Origin of the sequence: Mesorhizobium sp. M4B.F.Ca.ET.089.01.1.1 (assembly GCF_004022605.1) — a bacterium.
In the GTDB taxonomy this organism is placed as follows: domain Bacteria; phylum Pseudomonadota; class Alphaproteobacteria; order Rhizobiales; family Rhizobiaceae; genus Mesorhizobium; species Mesorhizobium abyssinicae.
This window is the reverse complement of sequence record NZ_RZOS01000176.1, coordinates 1-11196: the sequence shown is the minus strand read 5'-3', so window position 1 is coordinate 11196 and position 11196 is coordinate 1. Positions and strand designations below refer to the sequence as shown.

At 65.6% G+C, this 11196-nt stretch carries 8 protein-coding genes and 1 pseudogene; 2 read left to right on the top strand and 7 right to left on the bottom strand.

Annotated features, from left to right (window positions below; translation table 11 throughout):
- The 7 genes and pseudogenes from EN780_RS17755 to EN780_RS17725 all read right to left on the bottom strand — a co-directional run.
- Window positions 1-194, bottom strand: a pseudogene (locus tag EN780_RS17755) (GntR family transcriptional regulator); the annotation flags it as partial.
- A 19-nt stretch (window positions 195-213) separates the two neighbouring features.
- The gene (locus EN780_RS17750; protein WP_127393739.1) at window positions 214-1098 is read right to left on the bottom strand and encodes a dihydrodipicolinate synthase family protein; all 885 of its coding nucleotides are present in this window, start codon (window positions 1096-1098) and stop codon (window positions 214-216) included.
- A gap of 197 nt (window positions 1099-1295) precedes the next feature.
- Complete coding sequence (locus tag EN780_RS17745; protein ID WP_127393738.1) at window positions 1296-2687, bottom strand: multicopper oxidase family protein; 1392 nt, start codon at window positions 2685-2687, stop codon at window positions 1296-1298.
- 208 nt (window positions 2688-2895) lie between these two features.
- On the bottom strand, window positions 2896-4278 hold the full coding sequence (chrA, locus tag EN780_RS17740; RefSeq protein WP_128274854.1) for a chromate efflux transporter: 1383 nt from the start codon (window positions 4276-4278) through the stop codon (window positions 2896-2898).
- The gene (locus EN780_RS17735; protein WP_128274853.1) at window positions 4275-5093 is read right to left on the bottom strand and encodes a chromate resistance protein ChrB domain-containing protein; all 819 of its coding nucleotides are present in this window, start codon (window positions 5091-5093) and stop codon (window positions 4275-4277) included. Before EN780_RS17735 ends, chrA begins: the two co-directional genes overlap by 4 nt.
- 158 nt (window positions 5094-5251) lie before the next feature.
- Window positions 5252-6040, bottom strand: a complete 789-nt coding sequence (locus EN780_RS17730; protein ID WP_128274852.1) for a 3-hydroxybutyrate dehydrogenase — start codon at window positions 6038-6040, stop codon at window positions 5252-5254.
- Window positions 6041-6362: 322 nt separating this feature from the next.
- On the bottom strand, window positions 6363-6902 hold the full coding sequence (locus tag EN780_RS17725) for a TetR/AcrR family transcriptional regulator (RefSeq protein WP_127282655.1): 540 nt from the start codon (window positions 6900-6902) through the stop codon (window positions 6363-6365).
- Window positions 6903-7047: 145 nt separating this feature from the next.
- On the opposite strand from EN780_RS17725, the gene EN780_RS17720 reads away from it, so the two are divergent.
- Together EN780_RS17720 and EN780_RS17715 are read left to right on the top strand one after the other, a co-directional pair.
- Window positions 7048-8310: an efflux RND transporter periplasmic adaptor subunit gene (locus EN780_RS17720; protein ID WP_245500005.1), complete on the top strand. Its 1263-nt coding sequence runs from the start codon at window positions 7048-7050 to the stop codon at window positions 8308-8310.
- Window positions 8307-11196, top strand: a 2890-nt coding sequence (locus EN780_RS17715; protein ID WP_128274850.1) for an efflux RND transporter permease subunit, incomplete at its 3' end; no start/stop codon positions are given. The genes EN780_RS17720 and EN780_RS17715, both read left to right, overlap by 4 nt.

Sequence of the window (11196 nt, the reverse complement as noted above, 5' to 3'; positions counted from 1 at the left end):
ATGGTGGTCAGCAGGCCCTCGGCCTCGAGCCGCGGCACGATCTCGCGAATAGCGCCGAGCGGCAGCCCGGTGAAGGCGACCAGCTCGCGCTGCGACACGAACTGCCCGGGCCTCAGGTCGCGCGCCAGCAGATGCCGCGTGAAGCTGGCATAGGCCTTTTCCCTGAGGGTCGCCGGTTCGCTGCCGTCTTCCATTCAGCGCTTCCTTTGCCGGTCAGGCCGGCTCTGTCGCAAACAATTGGTCGTAGGCCGCGGCAAGCTGCTTGCGCCCCTGCTGCGAGGTCGGCTCCAGCGGCGGACGAACGGCAAGCCAGCCGTCGTCGCCGGTGCTGCGCGCCAGCATCGCCTTGACCGCCGGTATCACCGGAAATTTGAGCAGTTCGAGCACGAAATTCTCGACCCGGGCATCATCGCGGCCGTCCACCGCCATGGCGCGGATCTCGCCGGCAACGAAATTGGCCATGCCGGAAATGGCGCCCTGCCCGCCCCGCCGCACGCTCCTCGCCAGATGCCGCTCGTCTCCAATCAGGATCACCAGGTCGCCATGCGCGGCAAGCAGCGCCTCGCTGTAGGTCCAGTCGCCACCCGAATCCTTGACGCCCGCGACCACATTCGGAAAGGCGGCACGCAGCCGGCCAATCAGGCTGAGCGGCAACGGCACCATGGTGACGGACGGGATGTTGTAGAGCAGGACGTCGCGGGCCAGCGGACCGAGCGCCGCGAAGACGGCGGCGAACCATCCGAACAGCCCGTCCTCGCCGACATTCTTGAAATAGCTCGGCGGCGCCAGCAGGATGTTGCGGGCGCCGAGCTGCAGCGCATGCCGCGCCTGCTCGGCCGCGTCCTCGGCCGCATCGACCAGCACGCCGGAAACGAGCTGATGCGCCGGGATGCCGTCGGCAAGCATGGCCTCGACGATCCGGCGCCGCTCTTCGGTGCCGATCGAGGCGCCCTCGCCGGTGGTGCCGAACAGCGTGGCGCTGCCGCAGCCGGCGACAAGGCAGGCCTTGGCCTGCGCGACCATCGCGGGAACCGCGATCTGCCCGGACGCGTGAAAAGGCGTCGCCAGGGCGACCGAAAGACCAAAGCGCGAAGTCACTGCGAAAGCTCTCCTGATATCACTATGCAGGCAGCTTTACCACACTAACATGTTAGTTGTAAATGCAGGGTCGCAGGTTTTGGAAATGGCATCCTGGTCAAGTTTGGAAACGAGCGACGGCGCCTTGTCCAAGCGGCAGCGAAACCAGCCTTTGCCTCCGCGGCGCAAACCGCCCTATGCGTTTGCGACCAGTCCCTTCAGGCTACGCGGATATAGCTCGTCATCCCCGACTTCTGGTGCTCGATGACGTGGCAATGCAGCAGCCAGTCGCCGGGATTGTCGGCCACGAAACCCAGCTGAACCTTCTCGTCGGGCTGGATGAGATAGGTGTCGGAAACCAGCGGCTGGACCGGGCGCGTCGACGACGACAGCACCTTGAAGCTCATGCCGTGCAGATGGATCGGATGCGATTGCGGCGTCAGGTTCTCCATGTCGATGACATAGCTTCGGCCGAGCTTCAGGTCGGCCAGCGGCGCGGTCGGGTCCGGCGTGTCGCCCGGCCACGGCACCTTGTTGATCGCCCAGAAACTGTAGCCGAGCGAGCCGCAGATGCCGTCAGCCGGAACGTTTTCCGCGGTGGCGCTGAGTGCCAGCGAAATGTGCTGGGCGCTGGCGACATCCACCTCCGCCACCGGATTGGCCTCCAGCGGCGCAAGATCGCGAACGTCGCGCTTGAGCGACTTTCCGACCGCGCGCAGCGTCGCCAGTATCTTGGGCTTGGTGCCCCTGACGTCCCTCAGGCTGACGATGGCGCCCTCGTCGTCGGGCATGCGTATGGCGAGATCCAGCCGCTGGCCAGGTCCAAGCTGCAAGGCGTCGGGCGCGAAGCGTTGCGGCACCGGATTGCCGTCGAGCGCGATCACCGCCGCCTCGGCGCCCTCGACACGGAAGGCGTAGACGCGGGTGACGTCGGTGATGGCTGCCCGCAGCCGCACCAGCCCGCCGGCCGGCGCGTCGAATTGCGGCTGGTCGAGCCAGTTGGCGGTTCGCACCGTTCCATAGGTGCCCGCCCTTGCCGCGTCGCGAGGCCGGAACTGGTCGATGAACTGGCCGTCGTCGCCGAGGCGCCAGTCGCGCAGATTGATCACTTTTTCGGCATCGAATTGCGGATCGTTGGGGTTCTCGACCACGATCACGCCGGTCAGCCCGTGACCCATCTGCTCCAGCGTGTTGCAGTGCGGGTGATACCAGAAGGTGCCAGCGTCCGGCGGCGTGAACTGATAGTCGAAATGATCGCCGGTGTAGACATAGGGCTGCACCAGGAACGGCACCCCGTCCATCTTGTTGGGGACGCGGATGCCGTGCCAATGGATCGTCGTCGGATCGTCGATGCCGTTGATCAGCCGCGCGGCGAAGGGCTCGCCCTTCTTCATCCTGAGCACCGGCGGCATGCCGGCCTCGCCATAGGTCAGGACATCCCTGGTCCGGCCGACATCCATCAGCTTCGCCTCGATCCTGGCCGTCTTCAGCGTCACCGGATCGGGCCCGGCCAATGCCCGGCTGACCAACTTCCCCATGGCCGACAGCCCGATCCCTGCCGCGCCGGCCACCGCCGTGGTATTCAGAAATTTGCGGCGCGTCAGCGTCATGTTGCGTTCCAACTCGAAAGACAATCGTGCAGCCGGGCATCGTTGCGGGCACACGCGACAATCCGTGTAGCCTTCGATGCCGGCTGCCGACAACACCATGCCGTTCGATCGGACTGGAAATCACCCTGCCGTGATCGCCCCGGTCGCGACCGGATCGACGCGCTGCTGCAGTGCCGCCACCAGAGAGCGGGTGCTGATGTCGCCGAGGTCAGAGCGCCTGCAGCGCCAGCCCCGCCAGCGCCGATGCAACCAGCGTCGGCAGCATGCCGACCTTCAGCCTGAGCATGGCGACCATCGCCGCCAACGACAGCAGCGCCGCGCGCCAATCGAGCGACGCCAGAACGGGGATCTCCATGCCGACGCCGACGCTGCGCACCGTGCCGAAGACGACATGCAGCGCGAACCACAGCGCGAGGTTCATCACCACGCCGACGACGGCCGCGGTGATCGCGCCGAGCGCCGCCGACAGTGCCTTGTTCTGCCGCAGCTGCTCGATGTAGGGCGCGCCGAGGAAGATCCAGAAGAAGCAAGGCACGAAGGTGACCCAGAGCGTCAGCAACGATCCGAGCGACCCGGCAAGCAGCGGGCTGAGCGCGCCGGCGTGACGGTAGGCGGCGACGAAGCCGACGAACTGCAGCACCAGGATCAGCGGCCCCGGCGTCGTCTCCGCCAGGCCGAGGCCGTCGACCATCTCGCCAGGCGCCAGCCAGCCGAACGACGACACCGCCGCCTGCGCGACATAGGCGAGAACCGCATAGGCGCCCCCGAAGGTCACGACCGCCATGACGCTGAAGAAGCTGCCGAGCTGCGTCCAGACGCTGGCCGGGCCGCCCATCGCCGCAATCAGCGCCACCGGCCCCAGCCAGATCGGCAGCCAGATGGCGATGGTGCGCGGCGCGTGCCATTTCGTTGGCCTGGTGTGTCCGAGCTGGCCGCGCTCGAACATCAGGTCGACAACGCCCCGGCTGTCCTGTTTGGTGTCCTTGCCATGGGCGGATCCGGAAAACAGGCCCGGCACGAGGCGGTTGCCGACCCACCCGGTTAACCCAGCCAGCAGGATGATCAGCGGGAACGGCAGCTTGACGACATAGATGGCGAGGAAGGCGGCGACCGCGATCGCCACCATCGCCCGGTTCTTGAGCGCCCGCCTGCCGATGCGGATGACGGCCTCGACGACCACCGCCAGCACCGCCGCCTTGACGCCGAAGAACAGCGCCTCGATCACCGGCGCATCGTTGTAGAGCATGTAGAAGCTGCTGAGGCAGAGCATCACGACCGCTCCCGGCAGCACGAACAGGATGCCGGCGACGAGGCCGCCGGCGGTCCGGTGCAGCAGCCAGCCTATATAGACGGCGAGCTGCTGCGCCTCCGGCCCGGGCAGGAGCATGCAGTAGTTGAGCGCATGCAGGAAACGCTGCTCGCCGATCCAGCGGCGCTCCTCGACCAGCTCCTTGTGCATCAGGGCGATCTGCCCGGCCGGCCCACCGAAGGAGAGCAGACCGATCTTCGCCCACAGACGCACCGCCTCCCTGAAGCTCGGCGCCGCCGGCACGGCGGCCTCGGCATCGTCGTCCGCCGCGAGGTCGTTCATGACGGCTTGCTCCCGCTCGGCCAGTTGTGCGTTTCCTCTGTGGCGTCGCGGCACCAGCGGAAGAAAGCGTCATAGAGGAGCATGCCGGCCTCGAGCTGCTCGAGATCGTCGCGGAACATGCGCGACAGGCCGAGCGACGCGGCGAGGAAGCCCGCCGCTTGCGGCACGAGATCGAGCCGCGCCGTGTCGGCCGCACGCACGATGAGCGCCAGGCGATCGAGCGCTTCGGAGGCGAGGCCGAACTCCTCGATCATCGTATCGAAGGTACAGCGCTCGCCGCGATGGCTCCAGAACACATTGTCGATGTCGAAGGGAACCGCCGAAAAGCGGTCGGCCACCGCCGGCACTTCGGCCGCGTCGACGAACAGGAACACCGCTTCGGGATCGACGAAGCGGCGGATCAGCCAGGGGCAGGCGATGCGGTCGACTTTGGGCCGCGCCCGTGTCACCCAGACCGTGCGGCCTTTGTCGTCGCGCGGCGGTATCGCGCCGGCCATGACCAGCGGCGCCTTGGCCGCCGCCCAGGCCTCGAAGCCGCCTTCCAGCGATTCCGCTTCGATGCCTTCATGGCGCAGCCAGGCTGCCACGCCTTGCGAGAGTTTTTGCCCCTTCTGGCAGATGATGACCACCCTGGAGCCGGTGAACTCCCCCGCCCAGTTCGCGACGGTTCTGAAATTGCGCCGGCAGGATGCCGGCAGCAGGCGGGGATCGGCCTGGTAATCCTCGTCGATGCGCACATCGATGAGGACGGGCGCGTCCGGTAAGCCGACGAGGCGCGAAAGTTGCTGTACGGTGATTTCGGTCGTTGACGGCATGGCGTCCACCTCCGGAAAGAGAGAGCTTGGACGCGATCGTTGGGCTGACGCCTCACGGGGTCATCGCGATGAACCCCTTGCCATAATGCTGGAACGATCCTCTCGCCTTGTCAAGAAAGACGCTTTCGCAAACGGCGCCCGCGCCGCGGAGACGGCGCCTACTGCGCCGTCCAGCCGCCATCCATCGGCAAGGTCGTGCCGGTGATCTGCTTGGCCGCGTCCGAGCACAGGAACATCGTCAGCGCGGCGAGTTCGTCCACGGTGACGAACTCCTTGGTCGGCTGTGCCGCGAGCAACACGTCGTGCTTGACCTGCTCCTCGGTCATGCCGCGCGCCTTCATCGTGTCGGGGATCTGCTTTTCGACCAGCGGCGTCCAGACATAGCCCGGCGCGATGGCGTTGACGGTGATGCCATTCTGCGCAACCTCCAGCGCCACCGTCTTGGTGAGGCCGGCGATGCCGTGCTTGGCCGAGACATAGGCCGATTTGAACGGCGAGGCGACCAGCGCGTGCGCCGAGGCCGTGTTGATGATGCGGCCCCATTTGCGCGCCTTCATGCCGGGAAGTGCTGCCTTGATCGCATAGAAGGCCGCCAGCAGGTTGATGCGGATGATCGCTTCCCATTTGTCGTCGGGAAACTCGTCGATCGGCGCGACATGCTGGATACCGGCATTGTTGACCAGGATGTCGAGGCTGCCGAACGCCTCTTCGGCCTCACGCACCATGGCGCTGACCGCCGCGCCATCCATCATGTTGGCGTCTGAATAGCGGCACTTGACGCCAAAATCCTTCTCGATGCCGGCGCGCTCCTGCTCGATCGCGGCGGCATCGCCGAGCCCGTTGATGGTGACATTGGCCCCCTCTGCGGCAAAGGCGCGGGCGATTGCCAGGCCGATACCGCTGGTGGAGCCGGTGACGAGGGCGTTCTTCGAGGACAGGGAACCCATGATGATCTCAGCGACAGGTGGAATACGATATTGCCGCACATAGTTTGTGCGCCGCAACATAACAATGCCATGGCCATATGTCGGTGCGATTACAATGTTGTGATGCTGTCCGGGAGCGCGCGCGCTGGCGCTCACCGGGCGTGACATGGCATTGTCATGGTGCCGTGCAACATAATCCTCTTGCGCGTGTCGCGCACCTCGCGCCGCCGGATTGATTGAGCGGATGATCCGGTCTCGGGATCCCCGCCTCGCTAGGTGTGACGGCTTGCCAGACCAACTTGGGCGAGTGGTTGATAGTTGGCCTAGCCTGTCGCGGCCAGCGTCAATTCACCTTGGCGATCTCCAGCAGTGACGCCAGCAGCAGCCTGCGCTCGTCCGGCGAAAGCACATCGGAATCAAAGAGATTCATGCTGCGAAGCCCCTCGATGGCGAGAAAGCAGACCAGCAGAGCCTTGAGGTCGTTCGTCTCGCCCTTCAGCCGCTCGAACAGCTGCCGCTTGAAGGATTTTATCGGCGTCAGGAAATCCGGATCCTCGGCGATCGCCGAGAATATCCATGAGGCGGAAGGCTGCGGCTCCTCGCAGTCATTGGCCGAAAGCCGGATATAGGCCTCGAGCGGCGTTTCGCCGCCCGCGTCCGCCGTGCGCGTCTCCAGCGCCTGCTCGAACGCCTTCAGATAGTCCTCCACCAGGCCCTGCATCAGCTTGGCCTTGGTCGGGAAATTGTAGAGCAGGCCGCCCTTCGAGACGCCGGCGCGGCTGGCGACGGCGTCCAGCGACAGGCTGCCCGGCCCCGCCTCGCGCGCCACGTCGGCGGCGGCGGCGAGTATCCTGTCACGCGAATTTGCTCTGCGGGCTTTCATCGGTGCCTCCCCCTTACATTAGCCTAGGCGGAATTGACAACACCGTCCAGACGGTACAGTAAGATCGCCATCATTTGAAAGCGGGACCTGTCTTCGATATTTGTCCCGCTGTTCGACGACTATGCCGGACGCCGGCCGAGGGGGACTGTTCGTGAAGCGCTTCTTGATCATCACCGGAATTTTGCTTCTGCTCATCCTGGTGTGCGGCGGCATCGTTGGCTTCAACCTGTTTCGCGACAGCGCGATCAAGCAGTATTTCGCCACCATGAAGCCGCCTGCGGCGACCGTGTCGACGGTCATCGTCAAACCGTCCGACTGGACGCCCGGCGTCGAGGCGATCGGCACCGTCAGCGCCGTGCGCGGCGTCGATCTGACGGTTGAAACCGCCGGCATCGTCAAGAGCATCATGTTCCACGCCAACCAGAAGGTTGCCGACAACGCCGTGCTACTGCAGCTCGACGATGCCGTCGAGCGCGCCGATCTCGCGGCGGCCAAGGCGCAGAACGTGTCCGACCAGACGGCGCTGGAACGCGCCATCGAATTGCAGCGTCGCGGCGTCGGCACCGACGCCACGCTCGACACCGCGCGGGCGACCGCGTCGGCCTCCGCCTCGCAGGTCAACAAGCTCCAGGCGGTGCTCGACCAGAAGCAGCTGACGGCGCCCTTCGCCGGCACGGTCGGCATCCCCAAGATCGACCTTGGCCAATATCTCGCCACCGGCTCCTCGGTGGTGACCCTGCAGGACCTCGACACCATGCGGGTCGACTTCTCGGTGCCTGAACAGCAGCTGCCGCTGCTCAAGATCGGCCAGACGGTGCGGCTTGGCATCGGCGGCGGCAGCAGCGACATGCCGTTCGCCGGCGCCATTCGCGGCATCGACCCCAAGATCGACCCGGCGAGCCGGTTGGTCTCGATCCGCGCCGAGGTCGCCAATCCCGAAGGCAAGCTGACGCCGGGCCAGTTCGTCCAGGTGCGGGTCGAACTGCCGGAGGAGCCGAATGTCCTCGGCCTGCCGCAGACGGCCCTGACCTCCAGCCTCTATGGCGACTTCGTCTTCGTCGTCCGTCCGGCAAAGCCCGCGGCCGACGCTGCCGCTCCGGCGGCCAAGCCCGAAGAGAAGCCGGACGCGACAAAGACCGGCTCAACCCCGCAGGCCAAGCCGGACGAAAAGTCCGCCGATGCCGCGGCCAAGCCGGCGGAGGGCGAAAAGCCGGAGCTCGTGCTTGCCCAGGTCTTCGTCAAGCCCGGCCGCCGCAATGCCGGCATGGTCGAGATACTGGAGGGCATCGCCGCTGGCGATGAGGTCGTCACCGCCGGCCAGAACCGACTCTTCAACGGCATGTCCGTTGCTGTCGACAACACGATCGATCCGACCAAGCCGGCAAACAAGCAGGCCGCACAGCAATGAATTTCTCCGACATCTTCATCCGCCGGCCGGTCCTGTCGACCGTGCTTGCCTGCATGATCCTGCTGCTGGGTTTCCAGGGCATCTTCAACCTGTCGATCCGGCAGTATCCGAAGGTCGAGGAAACCGCCATCACGATCACCACGGCCTATCCCGGTGCCAGCGCCGACCTGATCCAGGGCTTCATCTCCGCCCCGATCGCCCGCGCCGTCGCCTCGACCGAGAACATCGACTACGTCACCTCTTCGAGCCGGCCGTCGTCCAGCACCGTTGTTGTTCAGATGAAGCTCGGCTCCAATCCCGATGTGGCGCTGACCGAAGTCCTGTCCAAGGTGCAGGGCGTGCGCGGCACTTTGCCTGACGCCGCCAAGGATCCGGTGATCGTCAAGGGCACCGGGCAAGAGTTCGCGATGATGTACATTTCGATGCAGAATCCGAACATGACGAAGGAGCAGCTGACCGAATATATCGAGCGTGTCATCCGCCCGCGCATGTCGACGGTCGAGGGCGTCGCCGACGTGCAGATTTTCGGCGCCGAGGAATATTCGATGCGGGTGTGGATCGACCCGGTCAAGCTTGCCGCGCGCGGCGTGACGGCTGCCGAGGTGCTGACCGCCATCAACGACAGCAACTTCCTGTCGGCGCCCGGCAACACCGAGAACGAATACGTCGTCTCCTCGATCACCGTGCGCTCGACCTTGCAGACGCCGGAGGCTTTTGCCGCCCTGCCGCTGCGCTCCAAGGATGGCAATGTGGTCAGGCTGCGCGACGTGGCGCGCGTCGAGCTTGCCGCGGCAAGCACCGACACCCGGGTGAGCTTCAATGGCAAGCCCGGCACCTTCCTTGCCATCTTCCCGACGCCGGCCGCCAATCCGCTGACCACGGCGGCGGCGATCCACAAGCTGGTGCCGACGATCCAGGAGACGCTGCCGCAAGGCATGTCGATCGAGGTCGTCTACGATTCCACCGAGCAGATCAGCGCCTCGATCGAGGAAGTGTTCAAGACCATCGGCGAGGCGGTGGCCATCGTCATCGTCGTCATCCTGCTCTTCCTCGGCTCGTTCCGCTCGGTGATGATGCCTATCGTCACCATTCCGCTGTCGCTGATCGGCGTCTGCTTCCTGCTGTTTGCGGTCGGCTACTCCATCAACCTACTGTCGCTGCTCGCCATGGTGCTCGCCATCGGCCTCGTCGTCGACGACGCCATCGTGGTGGTGGAAAACATCCATCGCCACATGGAAGAGGATCACATGTCGCCGATGCAGGCGGCGTTCAACGGCATGCGCGAGATCCTGTCCGCCATTGTCGCCATGACCATCACGCTGGCCGCCGTGTTCGCCCCGCTCGCCTTCACCGGCGGCCTCACCGGCGCGCTGTTCCGCGAATTCGCGGTGACGCTTGCCGGCTCGGTGGTGCTTTCGGGCATCATCGCCATCACCATCACGCCGATGATGTCGGCGCGCATCCTCAAGGCAGGCTCGCACAGCCGTTTCCAGCGCATTGTCGACGGCACTTTCGGCCGCGTCGAGCGCGTCTACGAGAGGATGGTCACCAGCTCGCTCAGAAACCGTCCGGTGACGCTGCTGATCGTGGTCGCGCTGGTCGCGCTCACCGGCTTCATGTTCACCAAGACCTCGAGCGAACTGGCGCCGGAGGAGGATCAGGGCTTCCTGCTCTCGATCGTGACCGCGCCGCGCTATGCGACCTCGGATTATACCGAGACCTACGTCAATCAGATCCTCGGCCTGGTCAGGGACATCCCCGAGACGCGCGCGCAGTTCTCGGCCGTCGCCTTCGGCGGCGCCACCAACGGCGCCTTTGTCGGCTTCGCCTTCAAGGACTGGGCCGAGCGCAGCCGCAGCTCGAAGGAGATCCAGGAGGACATCACCGGCCGGCTTGCCAAGGTGGCCGGCGTCGAGGCATTCGTCTTCGCGCCGCCGACGCTGCCCGGTTCGGGCGGCGGCCTGCCGATCTCCTTTGTGGTGCGTTCCACCGGCGACGCCTCCGAAGTCTACCAGGCGGCCGAGGATATCAAGAACAAGGCGCAGGCCTCCGGCCGCTTCATCGTCGTGCAGAACTCGATGTCCTATGACGCGCCGCAGGTGACGGTCACGATCGACCGCGACCGCGCGGCGGCTCTCAACCTACCGATCGCCGATATCGGCCGCACGCTGACGCTGCTCGTCGGCGGCGCCGAGGTGGCGCAGTTCGACCGTGACTCCAACAGCTACGACATCATCCCGCAGGTGCCGCAGGAATTCCGCGACAACCCGGAAAAGCTGTCGCAGTATTTCGTCCGCAGCGCCTCGGGCGACATGGTGCCGCTGTCGGCGGTGGTGAAGATTTCCACCAACGCGGCGCCCGCCGCGATCGAGCAGTTCAACCAGCTGAACTCGGCGACGATCTCGGCCCTGCCGCTGCCCGGTGTCACAACCGGCGACGGGCTGAAGGCGATCGAGGACATCGCCAAGGAGACGCTGCCCGAAACCTTCTTCGTCGACTATGCCGGCCAGTCCCGGCAGGAGAAGGAGCAGGGCAACACCATCATGATCGCCTTCGCCGCGGCCGTGCTCGTCATCTACCTGGTGCTGGCGGCGCAGTTCGAAAGCTTCCGCGACCCGCTGATCATCATGATGGCGGTGCCGCTGTCGATCTTCGGCGCCATCGTGCCGCTCAATATCGGGCTCGGCACGCTCAACATCTACACCCAGGTCGGCCTGATCACGCTGATCGGCCTGATCACCAAGCACGGCATCTTGCTGGTCGAGTTCGCCAACCAGCTGCGCGAGCTGCATGGCATGCGTCGGCGCGACGCGATCGTCGCTTCGGCCAAGGTGCGGCTGCGGCCGATCCTGATGACCACGGCGGCGATGGCGCTCGGCGTCGTGC

Bases quoted from the DNA above. Each gene is read 5' to 3' on its own strand.
- EN780_RS17745 (WP_127393738.1), bottom strand. From the start codon at position 2,687: ATGACGCTGACGCGCCGCAAATTTCTGAATACCACGGCGGTGGCCGGC.
- chrA (WP_128274854.1), bottom strand. From the start codon at position 4,278: ATGAACGACCTCGCGGCGGACGACGATGCCGAGGCCGCCGTGCCGGCG.
- EN780_RS17735 (WP_128274853.1), bottom strand. From the start codon at position 5,093: ATGCCGTCAACGACCGAAATCACCGTACAGCAACTTTCGCGCCTCGTC.
- EN780_RS17730 (WP_128274852.1), bottom strand. From the start codon at position 6,040: ATGGGTTCCCTGTCCTCGAAGAACGCCCTCGTCACCGGCTCCACCAGC.
- EN780_RS17725 (WP_127282655.1), bottom strand. From the start codon at position 6,902: ATGAAAGCCCGCAGAGCAAATTCGCGTGACAGGATACTCGCCGCCGCC.